Source organism: Salinimicrobium sp. CAU 1759 (assembly GCF_054482715.1).
The window spans coordinates 1,524,281-1,544,393 of the sequence record NZ_JBTLRK010000001.1; the positions used below are offsets into that span (position 1 = coordinate 1,524,281).

18 protein-coding genes are annotated in these 20,113 nt (G+C 43.0%); 11 read left to right on the top strand and 7 right to left on the bottom strand.

Going from position 1 to position 20,113, the window contains the following annotated elements:
- Nucleotides 1-77: 77 nt before the first annotated feature.
- The 3 genes from ACXYMT_RS06790 to ACXYMT_RS06800 all read left to right on the top strand — a co-directional run bounded on the left by ACXYMT_RS06790 (nucleotide 78) and on the right by ACXYMT_RS06800 (nucleotide 3,567).
- Entirely contained in the window at nucleotides 78-440 is a 363-nt protein-coding gene (locus ACXYMT_RS06790; RefSeq protein WP_459058328.1) for a four helix bundle protein, read from the top strand.
- 273 nt (nucleotides 441-713) lie between these two features.
- Nucleotides 714-1,577, top strand: coding sequence for a glycosyltransferase family 4 protein (locus ACXYMT_RS06795; protein ID WP_459058329.1), 864 nt, complete (start codon nucleotides 714-716; stop codon nucleotides 1,575-1,577).
- Between the two features lie 508 nt (nucleotides 1,578-2,085).
- A complete protein-coding gene (locus ACXYMT_RS06800; protein WP_459058330.1) occupies nucleotides 2,086-3,567 on the top strand; it encodes an exopolysaccharide biosynthesis polyprenyl glycosylphosphotransferase in 1,482 nt (493 codons plus the stop codon).
- Between the two features lie 306 nt (nucleotides 3,568-3,873).
- On the opposite strand, the gene lnt is transcribed toward ACXYMT_RS06800, so the two are convergent.
- The gene (lnt, locus tag ACXYMT_RS06805; RefSeq protein WP_459058331.1) at nucleotides 3,874-5,463 is read right to left on the bottom strand and encodes an apolipoprotein N-acyltransferase; all 1,590 of its coding nucleotides are present in this window, start codon (nucleotides 5,461-5,463) and stop codon (nucleotides 3,874-3,876) included.
- A gap of 194 nt (nucleotides 5,464-5,657) precedes the next feature.
- Between lnt and ACXYMT_RS06810 the strand changes: the two genes are divergently transcribed.
- On the top strand, nucleotides 5,658-6,431 hold the full coding sequence (locus tag ACXYMT_RS06810; RefSeq protein WP_459058332.1) for a CDP-alcohol phosphatidyltransferase family protein: 774 nt from the start codon (nucleotides 5,658-5,660) through the stop codon (nucleotides 6,429-6,431).
- A 591-nt stretch (nucleotides 6,432-7,022) separates the two neighbouring features.
- Here the strand turns inward: ACXYMT_RS06810 and lptB are convergent.
- From lptB to ACXYMT_RS06830, 4 genes are all read right to left on the bottom strand, one after another.
- Entirely contained in the window at nucleotides 7,023-7,763 is a 741-nt protein-coding gene (gene lptB, locus ACXYMT_RS06815) for an LPS export ABC transporter ATP-binding protein (RefSeq protein ID WP_459058333.1), read from the bottom strand.
- A gap of 82 nt (nucleotides 7,764-7,845) precedes the next feature.
- Nucleotides 7,846-8,208 carry a carboxymuconolactone decarboxylase family protein gene (locus ACXYMT_RS06820; RefSeq protein ID WP_459058334.1) on the bottom strand — a complete coding sequence of 121 codons (363 nt, stop codon included), beginning with the start codon at nucleotides 8,206-8,208 and terminating at the stop codon, nucleotides 7,846-7,848.
- Nucleotides 8,205-9,038, bottom strand: coding sequence for a twin-arginine translocase subunit TatC (gene tatC / locus ACXYMT_RS06825; protein ID WP_459058335.1), 834 nt, complete (start codon nucleotides 9,036-9,038; stop codon nucleotides 8,205-8,207). Before tatC ends, ACXYMT_RS06820 begins: the two co-directional genes overlap by 4 nt.
- 1 nt (nucleotide 9,039) lies before the next feature.
- Complete coding sequence (locus ACXYMT_RS06830) at nucleotides 9,040-10,005, bottom strand: KpsF/GutQ family sugar-phosphate isomerase (RefSeq protein ID WP_459058336.1); 966 nt, start codon at nucleotides 10,003-10,005, stop codon at nucleotides 9,040-9,042.
- Nucleotides 10,006-10,089: 84 nt separating this feature from the next.
- Between ACXYMT_RS06830 and ACXYMT_RS06835 the strand changes: the two genes are divergently transcribed.
- The 3 genes from ACXYMT_RS06835 to ACXYMT_RS06845 all read left to right on the top strand — a co-directional run bounded on the left by ACXYMT_RS06835 (nucleotide 10,090) and on the right by ACXYMT_RS06845 (nucleotide 14,507).
- Complete coding sequence (locus tag ACXYMT_RS06835) at nucleotides 10,090-12,291, top strand: RecQ family ATP-dependent DNA helicase (protein WP_459058337.1); 2,202 nt, start codon at nucleotides 10,090-10,092, stop codon at nucleotides 12,289-12,291.
- A gap of 490 nt (nucleotides 12,292-12,781) precedes the next feature.
- Nucleotides 12,782-13,090, top strand: coding sequence for a GIY-YIG nuclease family protein (locus ACXYMT_RS06840; protein ID WP_459058338.1), 309 nt, complete (start codon nucleotides 12,782-12,784; stop codon nucleotides 13,088-13,090).
- Between the two features lie 484 nt (nucleotides 13,091-13,574).
- Nucleotides 13,575-14,507, top strand: a complete 933-nt coding sequence (locus ACXYMT_RS06845; protein WP_459058339.1) for a peptidylprolyl isomerase — start codon at nucleotides 13,575-13,577, stop codon at nucleotides 14,505-14,507.
- Between the two features lie 181 nt (nucleotides 14,508-14,688).
- Here the strand turns inward: ACXYMT_RS06845 and ACXYMT_RS06850 are convergent, their stop codons facing one another.
- The gene (locus tag ACXYMT_RS06850) at nucleotides 14,689-15,324 is read right to left on the bottom strand and encodes a peroxiredoxin (protein WP_459058340.1); all 636 of its coding nucleotides are present in this window, start codon (nucleotides 15,322-15,324) and stop codon (nucleotides 14,689-14,691) included.
- A 272-nt stretch (nucleotides 15,325-15,596) separates the two neighbouring features.
- Complete coding sequence (locus ACXYMT_RS06855; RefSeq protein ID WP_459058341.1) at nucleotides 15,597-16,166, bottom strand: thioredoxin family protein; 570 nt, start codon at nucleotides 16,164-16,166, stop codon at nucleotides 15,597-15,599.
- Between the two features lie 90 nt (nucleotides 16,167-16,256).
- On the opposite strand from ACXYMT_RS06855, the gene ACXYMT_RS06860 reads away from it, so the two are divergent.
- From ACXYMT_RS06860 to ACXYMT_RS06875, 4 genes are all read left to right on the top strand, one after another.
- On the top strand, nucleotides 16,257-16,715 hold the full coding sequence (locus ACXYMT_RS06860) for an Mpo1 family 2-hydroxy fatty acid dioxygenase (RefSeq protein ID WP_459058342.1): 459 nt from the start codon (nucleotides 16,257-16,259) through the stop codon (nucleotides 16,713-16,715).
- A gap of 315 nt (nucleotides 16,716-17,030) precedes the next feature.
- Nucleotides 17,031-17,372, top strand: a complete 342-nt coding sequence (locus ACXYMT_RS06865) for a tRNA-binding protein (RefSeq protein ID WP_459058343.1) — start codon at nucleotides 17,031-17,033, stop codon at nucleotides 17,370-17,372.
- 28 nt (nucleotides 17,373-17,400) lie between these two features.
- Nucleotides 17,401-17,697, top strand: a complete 297-nt coding sequence (locus ACXYMT_RS06870; protein ID WP_459058344.1) for a hypothetical protein — start codon at nucleotides 17,401-17,403, stop codon at nucleotides 17,695-17,697.
- A gap of 56 nt (nucleotides 17,698-17,753) precedes the next feature.
- A complete protein-coding gene (locus tag ACXYMT_RS06875; protein WP_459058345.1) occupies nucleotides 17,754-19,937 on the top strand; it encodes a TonB-dependent receptor in 2,184 nt (727 codons plus the stop codon).
- Nucleotides 19,938-20,113 lie beyond the last annotated feature (176 nt).

Here is a 20,113-nt window from a genome sequence, read left to right on the forward strand (position 1 = left end):
TTTGCTCAGTTTTCGTAAATTTAGTTAAAGGTTTCTAAAACTGAAAACCGACAACTGATAATTGACAACCAAAAGATATGAAAAGCTACAAAGATCTCAATATTTATACCCTGGCATTCGCTTATGCTATTGAAGTTCATAAAGCATCTTTAAAGTTACCGAAGTTTGAGCTTTACGAGCAGGGGAGTCAGGTAAGGAGATCTTCAAAAAGTGTAAAGGATAATATAGTTGAGGGGTATGGTAGAAGAATTTATAAGCAAGATTTCATCAAATTCTTAACCTACAGTCATGCCTCCGTACTGGAGTGCCTGTCTCAGCTGGAAATGATTGATGAACTTTACGAGATTTCAGAAATTAAACCCCTAAAAGAAAAATATGGACTTTTAGGTGGTAAAATCTTCTCTTTTATTCAGTATGTGGAGAAGAATTGGAAAAGTTAATTAGCAGTTGTGAGTTGTGAGTTGTAAAACTGAGCGGAGCGAAGTTGCAAACCGACAACCGACAACCGACAACCGACAACCGACAACCGACAACCGACAACCGTCAACCGACAACCGACCATCCTGAAGACTCTAATCTACATAGGAAATCGACTTACCAGTAGAGGAGGAACTCCCACCTCCATTGACACTTTAGCACCACTACTCCGCGAAGAAGGCTTTGAAGTAAAAACTGCATCAGCAAAAAAGAACAAGCTTTTCCGTCTAACAGATATGCTTTGGCTGGTGTACAGGAACAGAAAAACCGCCGATTACGTTTTAATTGATACTTACAGCACCCAGAACTTCTGGTATGCTTACGCTGTAGCCCGGCTTTGTCAACAGCTAAAGATAAAATATATACCTATTCTTCATGGGGGAGAACTTCCCGACCGACTTGCACGCTCTCCCAAGGCCTCAAAAAAGCTATTTAAGAAAGCCTTTCTAAATGTAGCTCCATCTTTATACATCAAAACCATTTTTCAGCAGGCAGGATTTACAAACGTGCGGTATATTCCTAACAGCATTAACTTGGAGGATTATAGATTTCAGGAACGACCTGTACTCCGTCCAAAACTTTTTTGGGTGCGGGCTTTTGCTGAAATTTACAATCCGCTGCAGGCAATGAAGGTGTTGGAGCTACTGCTGCCCGACTATCCCAATGCTGAACTCAGCATGGTCGGTCCCGCTAAAGATGACTCCTGGAAAGAATGCATCCGTTACGCCAAGCTGCACCGACTGCCGGTTCGTTTTCCCGGCCGCTTATCCAAAGAAGAATGGACAGCTCTTGCCGCTTATTACGACATCTTCCTGAACACAACAAATATCGACAACACTCCCGTGAGTGTGATCGAAGCTATGGCCTTAGGTCTTCCTGTAATCTCCACCAATGTCGGTGGACTCCCTTACCTCATTTCAGCCGACATAGATGGAATTCTCGTTCCTCCTAATGATCCTGAGCGGATGGCCGCAGCAGTAAAAAATGTTCTTCAGGATCCTGAACGGTCTTTGGTAAGAACTCGGGCCGCAAGGAAGAAAGTAGAGGCTTTTGATTGGGAAGTGGTTAAGAGGAGCTGGAGGGAAGTATTGCGTAGTTAGTATTGAGAATTGAGAAAAAACTGATGGTCGCTTGCCCACGGAAGCTATAGCGGAGGAGGGTTGGCTTTTGGTTTTATAACAGTTCCATTCCCACCCCGCCCTTCGGGCACCCCTCCGCAGGAGGGGAGGGAAAGATTGTCAGCACTTAAAGAAAAACACGAGAAATTTTAATTCCTAAATGTTGAATTTTGAATCCCTTCCGCTGGCGCGGATTTGCAATCCGTGACGAGGGCGAAGCCACAAGAATACCCGCCCCCTCTTCAGAGCTTGTCCCGATCTTTATCGGGAGGTTTGGAGGCTTTAGAGGATGCCTTAGCGAGACAAAAGCATGTGTAGTCAGATCTGAGGATAGAGGAACAATTCGTGAATTCGCGACAAAAATCCCCAATTTCAGGCAAAAATTTATTTTGTAGTAAGCATATAATTACTACTTTAACTGCCTGTAAGAGCCCCCATGTACCTTTTTAACCGGATCCTGCTAAGGACCTGAATGAATAAAAACTTTTGGATGGCGGAAACAGAACTTCTTGAAAAACTTAGAGGCAACGGATATTCTGCTGTAAAGTCTTCCTTATCTTTACGCCATAAAAGTTTTTACATGCCCCGTAAAGCTAACCTACATTTTGAGATCTCTGAAAGAAAGGTTTTTCTGCGCATTTTTGATGTTGTGTGGGTGCTGTTTTCACTTTATGTGGTGAGTATTCTCTTTCGGCTTGATTATTTTGAGATTGACAGTGCCTCCTGGCATTGGGGTATAGTGCTGGCTATTTACATTAGTGTCTTTAATGGGATCTTTGAACTTTATGATCTTCAGAAGGCCGGAAATTATTACAGGGTACTTCAAAACGTTGTGCTCTCAAGTTCGGTCGTTGTACTGTTTTTCCTAATGACCCCGGTAGTCACTCCTGTTCTTCCCAATGATCGCGTAGAGATACTGTACTTTTTCCTTACGATCCTCTTTACACTGTTACTGTGGAGGTTTTCCTACATTGCACTTATATCCTCACCCAAATTTCTGCGTCGGGTATTGATCATTGGAGAGCCCGTGGAGGTGGAGCTTGTCGCTTCTCACGTGCAGCGGTCAGATCCTAATTATAATATTGTGGGCTATGTCAATCCTGGGACAGGAGGACTCTTGTCGGCTGATTCTGTTGGTCTCAGGGAATTTTCTTCGGAAAGACTGGAAGATACCATTCGCAAACATGCTATTGATGAGATACTAATCTCCAATGTCACTTCTACCACTGCGGAAGGTCTTTATTCGGAAGTTCTTAATCTGCTCAAAAAAGGCTTTCCCGTCAAGGATTTTAATGAAGTCTACGAAGACAAGACCAGCAGGATCCCTGTGCAGCATATTGAGCGGAATTTTTACCAGTTTTTTCCTCTCAGTAAAAGTAATGACAACAAATTATATCTTTTTTTTCACCGGCTTGCCGATGTTTTAATATCTGTTATCGGACTTGCAGTTGGTTCCTTTCTATTGATCCTGGTTTACTTCGGAAATATGGTCGCCAATAAAGGTTGCCTTTTTTACCGGCAGGAAAGAGTTGGCAAGAACGGAAGGTCCTTTACCATCCTGAAGTTTCGCACCATGCGATGTGACGCCGAACCTAATGGTGCTGTATGGGCCACCAAAAATGATGTGCGTATCACCCGCTTCGGAAAATTTCTGCGGCGTTCCCGATTGGATGAATTTCCGCAGTTTTGGAACATTCTGAAGGGAGAAATGAGTCTCATTGGTCCGCGTCCCGAAAGGCCGGTCTTTGTCAAAGAATTGTCTGATCTTATTCCCTTTTATGATACCCGCCACTTCGTCAAACCCGGACTCACGGGATGGGCACAAGTAATGACCGATTATGCCAACAGCCACGCCGACAGTCTTGAAAAACTTCAGTACGATCTTTATTACATTAAGCACCGTAATATCTTTTTGGATATTACCATTCTTACTAAGACTTTGAGTACAGTCATTTTCTTTAGAGGACAGTAGTTCCAGTAGGCAGTGTGCAGGTAAAGAGTAAGCAGTTAGTGTTTAGTGATCAGTGGCCGGTTTTCAGACTTAAAATTTTGAATCGCTGTTTCAAAGAAGCTTTATCTGCGATTAAGAGATCTGCCCCAACTTTAGTACATAACCTTATTAGATCTCTCGTCGCTTCCTCCTCTTCCGTTCAGGAAGCTCTGTCGAGATGACATTATCCATTATCCGTGCGGATTTACACTTCGCGATGACATAAAAGAGTCTTGGCTCTTGTCTCTCATTCAACTGCCAACTGCTACTGACACCTGAATACTAATTTCACCTTCTGCTCCTTTTCCATGGTACCATTGCAAACAAGAAGATGAACAGCGCAAGGAAAAGCGACACTCTGGCGATATAATCTCCAAAACGGGTATAAAAGGTGACACGATCATTTAAGGTTACCTCTCCAAGAAGCGCTCCCTGTTCTTCATACCCCAGAGTGGAAGTGATCTCACCTTTTTCATTAATAAAAGCAGAGATACCGGTATTGGCACTGCGGGCAATGGAGCGTCGGTTTTCAATAGCACGTAAGCGGGCGTAACTAAGGTGCTGCTTATGTCCCTGTGTGTTTCCCCACCAGGCATCGTTTGTAATAATGGCAAGAAAATCTGCGCCTTCGTTTACATAGCCTGTTACGAAGTCGCCATAGACCGATTCATAGCAAATAATCGGCCCCACTTCTTCGGAAGAAGTTATCTCAAAGGCTGCTCTTTCCTCCTGAGTTGTTTTCATTGCAACTGTACCTCCCAGGTCAATCATGACATTGCCCAAAAGAGGCCGTAGCACTTCCTGATAAGGAAAATTCTCAACGCCTACTACCAGTTTCGATTTATGATAGAAATGCACTGAATCATTAGCAGAGATTATAAAAGCCGAATTGTAATCATCATACCAGTCGTTAGGCCCCAGCTGATTACTTTGCCCCCTTACTTTCCCCGGATCACTAAAACGGTCGTACATGGAGATACCACTCAAAAATGACATTTTTGGATGCTCATTCACAAATTGACTCGTAAAAAAGTTGGCTTCAGATTCTTTAAAACGGCTAAGCACTGTACCGTAAGCAAAAACGGTTTCAGGCGCTATGACGATCTTTGTTTCCGGAGTAATATTCTTTTCAGCTAGATCTGTAAGGAGTTCACCTATTCTTCTATCTGAAGTGAAATATTTTTCTGTATATGGATTGATATTCGGCTGTAAAACAACTGCCTCCAAAGTTTCTTTACTTTCTTCATAGTTCCACAGGATCACATAAGAGATCCCGATGGGAACCAAAATGAGCAGTCCGCTTTTTATAATTCCGCGGTATAGAATTGCCTTTACTTTGTGCTCCTTGTAAAGCAGAAGCATCTTCAGGAGTGCTATATTCGTCAATAGAACCCATAGTGTTCCTCCAAAGGTTCCGGTGAATTCATACCACTGTATCCAGTGTGGAAATTCAGAAAAGCCGTTTCCGAGGTTTAGCCACGGCCAGGAGAATTCCCAGTTGAGGTGTAGATACTCAAAAGCTATCCATATAGAAATGAGAAAAGAGGAAGAGGCTTTAAAATTCACCCTTTTTGCCACTATATGAAACAGCAGGAATACCAGAGACATGAGCAGCGAGTTCACTGTTATGGCAAAGATCCCTCCAAAGGGCGTGGAGAAGTAGAGCCAGTAGGTGGTGACCAAATTCCAGATAAAAAAGCTGAGGTAGGAGAGGCCCAGGATCTTCCATTTGCGGTTGTGAGCCTGCTTCATCCTGATGTTATACTCAGCGTAAAGCAAAGGCACAAAGGCAAAGAAAAGCAATATTGGAAATCCATATGTCGGCCATGCGAGCGCCAGTAAGATCCCTGAGAGTAAAGCGTATAGGAAGTGTTTCATATTTGGGTGTAGAAGACAAATTTAAACAATTAGCAATTATCAATAAACAATGCATATTGATGAATTATGAACGCACCGGATAGCTACCGCGGATTTATAACCTTGTCGAGAACAGAAAAAAGTCTTGATTCTTGATTCCAGGTTCTTGCAGCGCAGCGGTCTTTTTTTGCTATTTTTACACAAAACCGACCTTTATGAGCTTTGCAAAGCATGTTCCAAATATCATTACCCTCCTTAACCTTCTTAGCGGAAGCATCGGGGTCATATTTGCTGTAGAGGGAAACCTTGTAATGGCTGCGATCTTTGTGGCGCTAGGTATCTTTTTTGACTTTTTTGACGGACTTGCTGCACGAATGCTTGATGTGAAGTCGGAGTTGGGACTCCAACTTGATTCCCTGGCCGATATGGTCACCAGCGGAGTGGTGCCGGGAATAGTGATGTTTCAGCTCTTCAAAAAGGCACTTCCGGGGACAGCTTCGGGAGCAACCGACTGGACAACAGGGGGAGATTTTTTTGAGTGGGATTTTCCCGTCCTGGCTTTACTCGGACTTTTTATAACTCTGGGTTCAGCTTTTAGGCTGGCCAAATTCAACATAGATGAACGTCAAACCGATTCGTTCATCGGTCTACCAACTCCGGCAAATGCTCTTTTGATCCTGAGTCTGCCGCTCATCCTGATTTTTCAGCCACAGCCTGTTTTAATAGATATTATTTTAAATCCCTGGTTTCTTGCTGCACTAACTTTATTTAGCTGCTATATGCTGAATGCGGAAATTCCACTGTTCGCGCTAAAATTCAGTACCTGGGGATTTGCTGAGAATAAAGTCCGGTACCTGTTCCTGATCTTCTGTATAGTTCTCCTGATCTTCCTGCAATTCGCAGCTATTCCGCTGATTATTCTTAGTTATGTGATCGTCTCAATGATCACGAACAAAGGAAATGATGAGACGGTGATTGAGAGGCATTAAATTGAGCACCAATAATCAAGCTCCAAATTCTAACAGGAGGTCGGCGCGGATTGGTAATCCGGGGCCAGGAACAAGCCAATGCCAATCAGATCAAAGCTTTTGCGGAGCGAAGAATTTAGCCATCATTCCCCACCCCACCCTACGGGCACCCCTCCGAGGGAGGGGATGGTAAAAATTGATGGCACGGAAAGAAATACAAAATGAATTTTCAATCTTGAGCCCGGTAGTTTGAATTACTGGATGGTGCGGATTTGCAATCCGTGCCGAGATCTAATGCCTATAAGTCGTCCCTACGGGACTTTTTATCACAAGGGTTATTGTTTTTACCGGTATATTGTCCCTACGGGACTGGTCTTAGGGTTGGAAGTGTTCTTAGTATAAAGTGTGGGGGGGTGGATCTTATTCTTATTGATGTGACAGAGGAGAAATAATATTGCAACTTTTGTTCATGAGATCTCTCTGCGTTTCCTTCACTGCCGTTCAGGAAGTTCTTTTGAGATGACAAGTCCAAAGATGGCGCGGATTTATAATCCGTGCCGAAGGTAAACTAACCTTGAATCTTGAACTCAGAATTTTGAACCGGCCGCAGGCCTATTGAAAGATCTTCTTCTTTCTCAACTCGAAGTTCTGCCCCAGATACACCTTTCTCACCATTTCATCTTCAGCAAGTTCTTCAGGAATACCTGCTTTTAGAATACGGCCTTCGAACATGAGATAGGTGCGATCGGTAATCGCCAGTGTTTCCTGTACGTTGTGATCGGTAATAAGAATACCAATATTTTTGTTCTTCAGCTGAGCCACGATCCGCTGAATATCTTCCACGGCTACGGGGTCAACTCCCGCAAATGGTTCATCCAGAAGAATGAAATGCGGATCTGTAGCCAGAGCACGGGCAATCTCTGTACGCCGACGTTCTCCACCGCTCAAAAGGTCTCCACGGTTCTTGCGAATATGCCCAAGACCAAACTCGTCTATAAGAGATTCCATCTTCATCTTCCGCTCCTTTTTGGAGAGGTCAGTGAGTTCAAGCACACTCATGATGTTATCTTCGATACTGAGCTTCCGGAAAACGGAGGCTTCCTGCGCAAGATATCCTATCCCGTACTGAGCTCGTTTGTACATAGGAAATTTTGTGATATTCTCCCTGTCAAGAAAGATCCTTCCGCCGTTTGGCTTGATCAATCCTACGATCATGTAGAAGGAAGTAGTCTTCCCGGCACCGTTAGGACCTAAAAGCCCCACGATCTCCCCCTGGTTCACTTCCAGGGAAATTCCCTTAACCACTTCCCTTCCTTTATAGGACTTTACAAGACTTTCGGCGTATAACTTCATTTATAGATATGAGATGTTAGATGTGAGTATTGAGATTAGCAATTACCGTGCAATTTTTATAAAGGTAACAATTGCTAAGCAATTACTCCCCCGTCGGGGGTTGGGGGGCTTCCAATGCCTCCCAAAACTCATAAGCTCTCCTCAAATGGGGGATCACAATAGTTCCACCCACTAATGTGGCAATACTTAAAGCTTCCATAACTTCTTCTTTAGAAAGACCTTCTTTATAGCTGGTTTCAAGATGGTATTTAACACAGTCGTCACAGCGTAAAACAGTCGATGCTACAAGTCCCAGCAATTCCTTTGTTTTTACATCAAGGGCTCCGGGTGCGAAAGCGTTAGTATCGAGGTTAAAAATTCTCTTTATGATTTTATTATTGTCGCCAAGGATCTTGTCGTTCATCTTCTGGCGGTACTCATTAAATTCTTCTACCTGGTTTTTCATAGCTTTTGTTTTCTTAGTTTTCTTTCTTCATTTCGCGTAACGATACGGGCAATTATTATACTGACTTCATATAGTACAAGTACGGGAATAGCAACAATGATCTGACTCAAAATATCGGGAGGAGTAATGATCGCTGAAAGGATCAATACGATCACCAAAGCAAATTTGCGGTACTTCCGAAGAAATTGAGGAGTTACCAACCCGATTTTTGTCAGGAAATATATGATTATAGGGAGCTCAAAAATGAGTCCGCAGGCTATTACAGAGGAGCGCACCAGGCTGATATAACTGCCAATGTCGAATTCATTAAGAACTACCTCACTTACCTGATATTTTCCGAGGAAATTGATTGATAGGGGAGTAACAAGATAATATCCGAAAAGTACTCCCATAAAGAATAATAGGGAGGAAATAAATATAAAACCTCTGGCTGTATTCCTTTCATTCGCGTACATGGCAGGGGAAATGAATTTCCAGAATTCATAAATAATATATGGAAAAGCTATAATAAAACCTGCTGTGATCGAAGTCCAGACGTGAGCCGAGAACTGCCCGCCCATAGTTCTGGATTGAATGGTAAAGGGCATATCTTCAAAGCAGAATCCGCCTTCCAGTCCAACAAAATTAGACAGCCTGCAAAGAATATCATAAGTGAAAAAATCGGCACTTGTAGGTCCAAAGAGTAAGGTGTCAAAAATGAAGCCTTTAGCCAGAAATGCTGCTGTGCCTGCAAGAACTACAGCGAGTGTGGCCCTAATGAGGTGCCAGCGCAGCTCCTCCAGGTGATCCAAAAATGACATTTCATCGGCAGTCTTTTCTACTTTCGCCATCCTAAATTATTCCTTCTCGTATTAGGTTGTGCAAATGAACTACGCCGTAATATTTTCCCTCCTTAACAGCGAGTAGCTGAGAGATCTTATTTTCTTCCAGCACATCAAGTGCATCTACAGCCATAGCATCAAACTCTATAGTTCTTGGATTGCTGCTCATAATATCTTTTGCCGTCAATCCCGAGATGTCGATGCTCTTTTGAAGCATACGTCTTATATCCCCGTCAGTAACAATTCCGAGAATCCTGCCATTGTCTGATACTGCGGTTACTCCCAGCATTTTTTCGGAGATCTCGATGATCACCTGAGGGATCGGGGCATCAGGAGTAACTTCCGGTTTTTGATTTTGGTCGGCAATATCACTAACTCTTAAGTATAATTTTTTACCCAATGCTCCTCCGGGATGATACTTCGCAAAATCCTGACTCGAAAAGCCGCGAAGCTCCAGTAAGCATACAGCCAAAGCATCACCAATGACAAGTTGTGCCGTAGTACTGGTAGTTGGCGCAAGATTGTTTGGGCAAGCTTCCTTTTCTACGTAGGAATTCAGGACGTAATCGGCGTGTTTTCCCAGGAAAGAATCTGTGCTTCCGGTGATTGCGATCAAAGTATTTCCGAAATTCTTGATCAATGGAACCAGGACCTTGATTTCCGGAGTATTTCCGCTTTTAGAGATACATATTACTACATCATCTTTTAAGATGGTACCCAGGTCACCGTGAATAGCATCGGCGGCATGCATGAATACTGCCGGTGTGCCGGTGGAATTAAGAGTAGCCACGATCTTAGTTGCGATCACAGCACTTTTTCCTATTCCTGTAATGATCACTCTACCTTTTGATTTGTACACTGCCTGCACGGCTTCAGCAAAACTTTGGTCCAATAATTGCTCCAGGTGTTCTATAGCTTTGGCTTCAGTTAAAATGGTTTCTCTGGCAACAGAGAGTATTTTTTCGTGAGGTGTCAAATTTGTAGAGTTAGAAATTGTATGAAGTAAAGAAAAACGTATCTTTATTTTGTGCAAATGTATGTAAAATTGTAACACAATTGAATGACTTCGCAGGAAATCAATTTACACGAACAGCTTAAGAAATACTTTGGTTTTAGCCAGTTTAAGGGCCTCCAGGAAGAGGTAATAAAGAGTATAGTTAATGACCATAACACCTTCGTGGTGATGCCCACGGGAGGTGGAAAATCCCTCTGTTATCAATTACCGGCGCTCATCAAAGATGGAACAGCAATTGTTGTTTCTCCTTTGATCGCATTAATGAAAAATCAGGTGGACGCTATCCGCGGAATTTCTTCAGAAAATGGGATCGCTCACGTTCTCAATTCGAGTCTCAACAAGACTGAAGTGAAGCAGGTGAAGGAGGATATCACCAACGGGGTTACTAAATTGCTTTACGTTGCCCCCGAATCTCTTACTAAAGAAGAGAATGTCGAGTTTTTACGCAGCGTAAAGATCTCCTTTTTGGCCATTGATGAAGCTCATTGTATCAGTGAGTGGGGCCATGACTTCCGGCCGGAGTATAGAAATCTCCGCCATATCGTTAAGCGAATTGGTGAAGACATTCCTATAATAGGTCTAACGGCGACGGCTACGCCCAAGGTGCAGGAAGACATTTTAAAGAACCTGGCGATTACAGATGCCCGTACTTTTAAGGCTTCTTTTAACAGGCCAAACCTTTACTACGAGATACGTCCCAAAACCAAGAATGTAGATGCCGATATCATAAGGTTCATTAAGCAGAATCAAGGGAAATCGGGGATCATTTATTGCCTTAGCCGCAAAAGGGTAGAGGAGCTTGCACAAACCCTGCAGGTGAATGGAATTTCTGCAGTTCCATATCATGCGGGCCTTGATGCAAAAACCCGTTCGAGGCATCAGGACATGTTCCTTATGGAAGAAGTTGACGTGGTAGTTGCTACCATTGCCTTCGGAATGGGAATAGATAAGCCAGATGTTCGCTTTGTGATCCACCATGATATTCCAAAAAGTATAGAGAGTTATTATCAGGAAACAGGACGTGCCGGGAGAGATGGCGGTGAAGGCCATTGCCTTGCATTCTATTCCTATAAAGATATTGAGAAGCTCGAAAAATTCATGAGCGGGAAGCCTGTGGCAGAGCAGGAGATAGGTCAGGCATTACTTCAGGAGGTGGTGGCTTTTGCTGAAACCTCTGTTTCAAGGAGAAAATTTATTCTTCATTACTTCGGGGAAGACTTTGATGAAAAAACAGGCGAAGGTGCCGATATGGATGACAACGTTCGAAATCCCAAGAAGAAACATGAGGCAAAGGACGAGGTAGAATTATTGTTGCGTACTGTTAAGGAGACAAAGCAGCTTTATAAATCAAAGGAAGTAGTCAATACGCTCGTGGGGAAATCCAATGCAGTGATAAAATCCCATCGTACAGATGAACACGAGCTCTTCGGAAAAGGTGCCGGTAAAGATCCTAAGTACTGGATGGCACTACTTCGGCAGGTGTTAGTCGCCGGATTTCTACGGAAGGATATTGAAACTTACGGAGTTGTAAAACTTACCGAAAAAGGTGATCAATTCCTGAAGAGCCCCGGTTCCTTCATGATGACCGAAGACCATATCTATGAAGTAGGAGGCAATGATGGCATTGTTACCGCTTCAAAATCTGGTGGCGGAACAGATGAGACCCTTCTCAAAATGCTAAAGGATCTGCGAAAGAAGATCGCCAAAGAAATCGGTCTGGCTACGCATTTGATATTTCAGGATCCATCTCTTGAGGATATGGCTTTAAAGTATCCTGTTTCTCTTGAAGAATTGGGTAATATTCACGGAGTAGGGGAAGGAAAGAAATCCAAATCCTATAGCAAGAAATTCGTTGATCTTATTGCCCGCTATGTAGAGGAAAATGACATTACCCGTCCCGATGATCTGGTGGTAAAAACTACAGGTGCGAATAGCGGACTCAAATTATACATTATTCAGAACGTAGATAGGAAACTTCCGCTTGATGATATTGCCGCTGCAAAAGGCATGGAAATGACAGATTTCATTAAAGAAATGGAAGCCATTGTTTACAGTGGTACAAAGCTGAACATCAACTACTGGATCGACGAGATCCTGGATGAAGATCAACAGGAAGAGATGCACGAATATTTCCTGGATGCCCAAACCGACAAGATCGAAGAAGCTCTTGAAGAATTTGATGGCGATTACGACGAAGAAGAATTGAGATTATACAGGATCAAATTCATTAGCGAAGTAGCCAATTAAGGATTAAGATTTAGTGATTAAGGGTTATTAGCCGGGACGGAAGTTCCGGTTTTTTCTTTCTACTGTCATTCAGAACGAGCGGTAGCGAAGCGAAGAATCTCTCGTGCAGGAAGAGATTCCTCCTATCGTCGGAATGACAATGGGAATTCTTCTGTCATTCAGAGCGAAGCTTTTTTGCGGAGCGAAGAATCTTTTGTACCCTAAAGAGATTCCTCCTGCCGTCGGAATGACAATGGGAAATCTTTTGTCATTCAGAGCGAAGTTTTTTTACGGAGCGAAGAATCTCGGATGAGTAAAGAAATTCCTCCTACCGTCGGAATGACAATGCGCATTCTTTTGTCATTCAGAGCGCAGCTTTTTTGCGAAGCGAAGAATCTCTCATGCTGGAAGAGATTCCTCCTGCCGTCGGAATGACAATGCGAATTCTTTTGTCATTCAGAGCGGAGCTTTTTTGAGGAGCGAAGAATCTGTAGTTTTTTTAAATTTGAATATGAAGACTCTTGGAACGCATAACTACTATGTTTACATTCTGACAAATAAGAATAAGACAGTTCTTTATACTGGAGTCACAAATGATTTAAAAGAGCGACTGTATTATCACACCCATCCAGATGCTTTGAGCAAGCACTTCACTACTCGCTACAGATGTTTTTATTTAATATACTTTGAACACTTTCAGGATATAGATATTGCTATTCAAAGGGAAAAGCAGATAAAAGGTTGGAGTAGAGACAAAAAGAACCTGATGATTAACAAATTCAATCCTCAGTGGAGATTCTTAAATAATGAGATAGAATGAATAGAGATTCCTCCTTCCGTCGGAAGGATAAGGAATATGTTTGTCATTCAGAGCGGAGCTTTTTTTGCGGAGCGAAGAATCTCGGATGAGTAAAGAAATTCCTCCTACCGTCGGACTGACAATGAGAATTCTTCTGTCATTCAGAGCGCACAATCTCGGATGAGTAAAGAAATTCCTCCTGCCGTCGGAATGACAATGAAAATTTTTTTGTCATTCAGAGCGCAGCCTTTGCGGAGCGAAGAATCTCTTGTATTCCAAAGAGATTCCTCCTACCGTCGGAATGACAATGGGAATTCTTTTGTCATTCAGAGCGAAGTTTTTTTTACGGAGCGAAGAATTGCTCGTGCAGGAAGAGATTCCTCCTACCGTCGAAATGACAAGGAATTTCCTTAACATTCTCCTAATTCTCCTTCTTTTCATTATTCAATAAACCTTAAACCTTATTCATTTCTTTATCTTTGCCTTTTTAACTTAAAACCACGACATGAACGACGGATTATACGCAAAACTCAGCACAACAAGAGGCGACATTACCATAAAACTGGAACATGAAAAAACTCCCGGTACAGTGGGGAACTTCGTAGGACTTGCAGAAGGAAACCTGGAGAACGAGGCAAAGCCACAGGGACAACCTTATTATGACGGACTCAAATTTCACCGTGTGATCCCGGACTTTATGGTACAGGGAGGTGATCCAAAAGGAACAGGAGTAGGCGGCCCGGGTTATCAGTTCGAAGATGAGATCCATCCCGATCTTAAACACGATCGTCCCGGAGTTCTTTCTATGGCCAATGCAGGTCCCGGAACTAACGGTAGCCAGTTCTTTATTACTCATGTTGAAACTCCCTGGTTAGACGGTAAACATACCGTTTTTGGTCATGTAGTGGAGGGACAGGATGTTGTAAACGCTATTAAACAAGGTGATACTATTGATAAGGTGGAGATCATCAGGGAGGGAGAATCTGCTAAGAACTACAATGCGGTAGAATCTTTCCGTCAGTTCAACGGGGCAAAAGCTGAAAGAGAAGCTGCAGCCAAAAAGCAGCAGGAAGAACTTTTAGGTGAACTAGCTCAAGGTTTCGAGAAAACCAGCAGCGGACTTCGCTATAAGATGATCGCCGAAGGAAGCGGCAAAAAAGCTGAAAAAGGAAAAACAGTTTCAGTTCACTATAAAGGAATGTTACCTGACGGTACGGTTTTCGACTCGTCCTATAAAAGAAAACAGCCAATAGAGTTTCCTTTAGGAAAAGGTCATGTCATTGAAGGCTGGGATGAAGGAATTCAGTTATTGAAAGAAGGAGATCAGGCGAGATTCGTGATTCCTTCCAATCTTGCTTACGGCTCCCGCGGTGCCGGTGGAGTGATCCCTCCAAACGCTACTCTAATCTTTGATGTAGAGCTTGTAAAGGTGAAATAAATTTTTCTTTTTGGAAATATAGAAACCTCAGTTTACATAAGGAAGCTGAGGTTTTTTATTTTTAACCATTAACCATTAACCATTAACCATTAACCATTAACCATTAACCATTAACCATTAACCATTACCATTAACCATTACCATTAACCATTACTCCTTAATCCTTAGACCTTATTCCTTGTTAATCCGGTTGCGGCGTCATTCTCAAATAAGACTTAACCTCTTTGTATCCTTTAGGAAATAACTTATCTGCTTCTTCATTACTTACCGACGGACTTATTACCACATCCTCTCCAGATTTCCAGTTGGCGGGAGTCGCTACTTTTTTATAGGCTGTAAGCTGCAGGGAATCGATCACCCTTAAAAGTTCCTCAAAATTCCTTCCGGTGCTGGCCGGGTAAGTGATCATCAACTTAATTGTCTTATCGGGTGCAATGACGTATACTGAACGAACGGTAAGAGTATCATCCGCATTAGGATGGATCATGTCGTAAAGATCGGCCACCTTGCGATCTTCATCGGCTATAATTGGAAAATTGACAGTAGTGTTCTGTGTTTCGTTAATATCTTTGATCCAGTTTTTATGGGACTCCACACCGTCTACACTAAGCGCCATCACCTTCACATTCCGCTTTTTAAATTCATCTTTGTATTTGGCAGCTGCACCTAATTCTGTGGTGCAGACCGGGGTGTAATCTGCAGGGTGGGAAAACAGAATTCCCCAGCTGTCACCGAGAAAATCGTAAAAATTGATCTTTCCTTCCGAAGTTTCTGCGTCAAAATTAGGGGCTTTGTCTCCAAGTCTTAAAGTGCTCATATTGCAACTGATTTTTAAGTGAATAAAGGATCTTAAATTTACTGAATAAAGTTTTCGGGATAAACGCCTGCAGTTAAAACTGAGTTAATGTTTATGCAATTAGCAATTGCCAAAGATCAATTACCAATTTTCTTAAACCTTAAACCTTAAACCTTAAACCTTAAACCTTAAACCTTAAACCTTAAACCTTAAACCTTAAACCTTAAACCTTAAACCTTAAACCTTAAACCTGAAACCTTAAACCTTAAACCTGAAACCTTAAACCTTAAACCTCAGTCCTTAGGAGTGTATTTCCACTTTATACTGCATCCCACACTTGGTCTTTGAGGACCGGGAACAGGCCGGCTGCCAAGGAGCGCGTCAAGTGCTTCGCGTAATTCCCTGCCGTTGATGGAATGTCCGTTTCCGGGACGCGAGCTGTCCAGTTGTCCGTGGTAAACCAGCTTTTCTTCCCCGTCAAAAAGGTAGAAATCGGGCGTGCATTCTGCACGGTAGCTCCGTGCTACTTCCTGGGTGCGGTCGTAGAGATAGGGAAAAGTGAAGTTGTGTTTTCGGGCAAACTTCCACATGAGATCGGGGTGATCCTCTGGATACTGCTCCACGTCATTACTGCTTATGGCCACAAAGCCGAAGCCCAGCACGCGATAATCATTCGCCACCCGCACGATCTCATCCACCACGTGCTTCACGTAGGGACAGTGATTGCACAGGAACATGATCACGGTACCTCTTTCTCCCTGCACATCGACAAGGGAATGAAGGTTTGCCGTTACGGCATCTGGTAATTCGAAATCAATTATGTGCGATCCAAGCGGAAGCGTATTTGAAGCAGTTTCAGCCATTTTATTCAGATTCAATGAAGTCCTGAAAATACAAATTTCCTACGGAATATTATCAGATTTGCTATCTTGGTTCAACAAGTATAACTTCATATGCGCACTCTCGATCAATGGTTTTCTGAATATGCTGTAAGTCACCAGAACAAAACGAATCAGCTAATACACTATATATGTGTACCGGCCATCTTCTTTTCTATAGTTGGGCTTTTAATGAGTATTCCTCCGGGTCCGCTCACGCGAATTTTTCCAATGTACATTCCCTTTCTGGAAAATTGGGCGGTAGTAGCTTTGATCCTGGTCTTACTGTTCTACATGCGCCTTTCAGTTTCAATGGGTATAAAGATCCTCATCTTTGCCGCTCTCTGCATAGCCGGAAACTACATTATCTCCCTTTTTGCCCCTCTTTGGCTGGTCTCTCTAATCATTTTTGCGGTGGCGTGGATCGGGCAGTTCTACGGACATAAATTAGAAGGAAAGAAACCTTCATTTTTAAAGGATATTCAGTTTCTGTTGATCGGCCCGGCATGGGTGATCAAGAAGGTGTTTGGATAAGCAAAGTTAGATTTTAGAAGTGCGAAGTTAGAAGTCCAAAACTTCTGAAACTTTTTCGGCTCCCTTTAGGGGTGGGGTAAAACGAAAAAGTGTTCCGGCGATCTCCAATATTTTCCTAAATCTCTCTGTGATCTTCTTTTTTTACTTCGTGTCCTTTGTGAGAAATTTTTTTGAGTAGAAAAGGTGAGAAATTACAAGAGGTTTCTGCGTTCTCTGCGGAAGTCTTTGCGGCCTTTGCGCGAACCCCGGGGTACAGAACTAATATTGCTGCTCAAAAATGCTATTTTTGGAAGGTATTAATTCAACCTTCAACCAATGGAAAAATTGATCAACTGGCAAGACTTTGAAAAAGTAGAAATGCGGGTAGGTACTATAACCGAAGTTGCAGATTTTCCTGAAGCCCGTAATCCCGCTTTTCAACTTACAATTGATTTCGGACCTGAGATCGGGATTCTCAAATCCTCTGCCCAGATCACCAGGCGTTATTCTAAAGAAGACCTTTTGGATAGGCAAATAATCGCAGTGGTCAACTTTCCCAAGAAACAAATCGCCAACTTCATGAGCGAATGTCTGGTGCTGGGCGCAGTTGGTCCTGATAATGATATTGTCCTTCTTAATCCCGATTTTAAAGTGGAAAACGGCCTGAGGGTAGGCTAATTCCAATCCAGTTTTTTAAATTTGGATTGTGAAAATTTCAGCTGTTCTCATAGCGCTTCTGATTTTAGTCCTGAACGGAATTCCGTGTTGTGCAGATGACTGCGGCGGTGACGTTTTCTCTCAGGAGCAGGAAAAGGAATCTCACAGCACCGAACTATGTTCGCCTTTCCTGAGCTGTGGTACCTGTAATGCCGTTGTTTTTCAGGAAGAGGTCTCAAAAATGTCATTTTTGGAACCTGTTATTTCGTCAAAACCTGCGGAAATTGAAATAAAGATCATCTCAGAATTCACCTATCGCATTTGGCAGCCCCCAAAAAATAGCTGATCAACTCCATCGGGAAATTTCCCAAAGCTATTTTTTCCAACTTTCAAATTCATAAAATGAAATACAAAATTCTTTTGTTGCTGGCCCTTTTCTTCTGTGGCCTGGCAGCAAACGCACAGGATGTGCTGAAAATAAAGGTAATAGACGCCGAAACCAATCAACCTCTTTATGGAGCCAATGCCTCAGTTCAAGGCACTACCATTGGTGCCACTGCAAACCAGGAAGGGGTAATCACCCTGACTAATATTCCCGACGGAATACAAATCATCCTTGTAAGCTATGTTGGCTTTACTACACAGGAAATCAATCTGGAATTTCCTTTAGCTGAAGAGAAATTTATCTTGGTCGAACTCGCGCCAGAAGGAGAGCATATGGAGGAGGTGATCATCTCGGCCACCCGCTCCCGCCGCACCATTGCAGATCTTCCTACGCGCGTTGAGGTGATCTCGGGCGAAGAACTGGGCGAAAAAGGGAATATGAAACCCGGTGATATTCGTATGCTCCTGAATGAAACTACCGGAATCCAAACCCAACAAACTTCGGCTACTTCTTATAACTCCAGTATTAGAATCCAGGGGCTGGACGGGAAATACACGCAGTTGCTTAAAGATGGTTACCCGTTGTATTCCGGTTTTTCCGGGGGATTGAGTCTGCTGCAAATTGTTCCTCTTGACCTTCAGCAGGTAGAGGTGGTGAAAGGAGCGTCTTCAACCTTGTATGGAGGTGGCGCGATCGCCGGACTCGTAAATCTCGTTTCCAAAACTCCGGGTGAGGAGCGGGAGCTGAATTTTCTGCTGAATGGAACATCGGCGCTCGGCCTTGATGTCAGCGGATTCTATTCCGATAGATTTGGAAAATTCGGAACCACGCTTTTCGCTTCGTATAACTACAGTGATCCTTATGATCCTGCAGATATTGGGCTAACTGCTATTCCTGAAGTAAATCGTATTACTGTAAATCCCAGGGTGTTTTACTATCCTTCCGAAGATGCTACCCTGGAGCTTGGTGTAAATACTGTAATCGAGGAAAGAACAGGTGGAAATATCGCATTTTTGGAAGGTGAGGATGTTACCGATCCTTATTTCGAAAGGAATGACACCGAAAGGATCACCACCCGTGCCGGTTATACGCAGCTCTTCGAGAACGGCAATTCCCTTACGGTGAAGAACAGCTTTAGCTTTTTTGAGCGGAAGATAGATATCCCCGACTTTACATTTTCGGGAAACCAGCTGGCCTCTTTTAGTGAGATCGCATATAATTTTGGAGATATGGACCTGGAGTGGGTAGCAGGACTGAATATAGTTTCTGATAAATTCACCCAGGATCCTCTTGAAACTCCTGAAGTAGTGGATTACAACCACATCACCTATGGCGCTTTTCTTCAGAATAACTGGAGGATCTCAAATATGTTTAGCCTTGAAAGTGGATTGCGTACAGATTATCAGAACGAATACGGCTGGTTCGTACTGCCACGACTTTCGGCCATGGTAGAATTTTCAGATGCCTGGACAGCAAGGCTCGGCGGCGGATTAGGTTATAAGACGCCCACTGTTTTTACTGAAGATGCCGAGAGAATTCAGTTTAGAAATGTTATGCCTATTGATGTTTCTGAAACCCAAGCCGAAAGATCTGTTGGTGCGAATTTCGATATAAACTACCGAACAAAACTTTTTGAAGTGATCGATTTCAGCCTTAATACGCTGTTTTTCTATACCCGAGTTAATGATCCTATCATTTTAACACCTGGAGTTTCCGATGCCTTTAATGAGCACTATGTTTATAGGCAGCCCAACGGCTACCTGGACACCCGGGGAATGGAAACGAATCTTAGGTTTAGCTACGGAAACTTCAAGCTTTTTACCGGTTATACCTTAGCAGATGTGAATCAGCATTACTTCGGAGAAACCTATGAAGCACCACTGGTTGCTCAACACAGGCTGAATAATGTTCTGGTCTATGAAATTCATGAAAAGCTGGTGATAGGGCTGGAGGGTTATTACTTCGGGGAACAGAAACTGGAAGATGGCATGACGGGGCAGGATTACTGGATCTTTGGATTGATGACCGAAAAGAAATGGGAGAATTTCTCTCTTTTCCTCAATTTCGAGAATTTCACCGACACCCGCCAAACCCGCTTTGACAGTATTTACACGGGATCCATTTCCAATCCTCAATTCCGGGACATCTATGCACCGGTTGACGGATTTGTGATCAATGGAGGGATAAAGATCAATTTGTAATAGGTTTGCCTCCTTGAAAATTATCAAGAGAGGGGCGTGGTATAAATGATTGGGCTAAAGCCCTAGAATGTGAAAACTTGAAAACCGATGGCTGAAGCCATCGGCAATTGATGATCAATTTAATTGGATTGAAATTCTTGAATTGCCTCCGGCTTCAGCCGGAGGGATAGAAAGAA

What these genes read in the sequence shown, in the direction of transcription:
- ACXYMT_RS06790 (WP_459058328.1), top strand. Translation starts at nt 78, where the DNA reads ATGAAAAGCTACAAAGATCTCAATATTTATACCCTGGCATTCGCTTAT.
- ACXYMT_RS06795 (WP_459058329.1), top strand. Translation starts at nt 714, where the DNA reads ATGCTTTGGCTGGTGTACAGGAACAGAAAAACCGCCGATTACGTTTTA.
- ACXYMT_RS06800 (WP_459058330.1), top strand. Translation starts at nt 2,086, where the DNA reads ATGGCGGAAACAGAACTTCTTGAAAAACTTAGAGGCAACGGATATTCT.
- lnt (WP_459058331.1), bottom strand. Translation starts at nt 5,463, where the DNA reads ATGAAACACTTCCTATACGCTTTACTCTCAGGGATCTTACTGGCGCTC.
- ACXYMT_RS06810 (WP_459058332.1), top strand. Translation starts at nt 5,658, where the DNA reads ATGAGCTTTGCAAAGCATGTTCCAAATATCATTACCCTCCTTAACCTT.
- lptB (WP_459058333.1), bottom strand. Translation starts at nt 7,763, where the DNA reads ATGAAGTTATACGCCGAAAGTCTTGTAAAGTCCTATAAAGGAAGGGAA.
- ACXYMT_RS06820 (WP_459058334.1), bottom strand. Translation starts at nt 8,208, where the DNA reads ATGAAAAACCAGGTAGAAGAATTTAATGAGTACCGCCAGAAGATGAAC.
- tatC (WP_459058335.1), bottom strand. Translation starts at nt 9,038, where the DNA reads ATGGCGAAAGTAGAAAAGACTGCCGATGAAATGTCATTTTTGGATCAC.
- ACXYMT_RS06835 (WP_459058337.1), top strand. Translation starts at nt 10,090, where the DNA reads ATGACTTCGCAGGAAATCAATTTACACGAACAGCTTAAGAAATACTTT.
- ACXYMT_RS06840 (WP_459058338.1), top strand. Translation starts at nt 12,782, where the DNA reads ATGAAGACTCTTGGAACGCATAACTACTATGTTTACATTCTGACAAAT.
- ACXYMT_RS06845 (WP_459058339.1), top strand. Translation starts at nt 13,575, where the DNA reads ATGAACGACGGATTATACGCAAAACTCAGCACAACAAGAGGCGACATT.
- ACXYMT_RS06850 (WP_459058340.1), bottom strand. Translation starts at nt 15,324, where the DNA reads ATGAGCACTTTAAGACTTGGAGACAAAGCCCCTAATTTTGACGCAGAA.
- ACXYMT_RS06855 (WP_459058341.1), bottom strand. Translation starts at nt 16,166, where the DNA reads ATGGCTGAAACTGCTTCAAATACGCTTCCGCTTGGATCGCACATAATT.
- ACXYMT_RS06860 (WP_459058342.1), top strand. Translation starts at nt 16,257, where the DNA reads ATGCGCACTCTCGATCAATGGTTTTCTGAATATGCTGTAAGTCACCAG.
- ACXYMT_RS06865 (WP_459058343.1), top strand. Translation starts at nt 17,031, where the DNA reads ATGGAAAAATTGATCAACTGGCAAGACTTTGAAAAAGTAGAAATGCGG.
- ACXYMT_RS06875 (WP_459058345.1), top strand. Translation starts at nt 17,754, where the DNA reads ATGAAATACAAAATTCTTTTGTTGCTGGCCCTTTTCTTCTGTGGCCTG.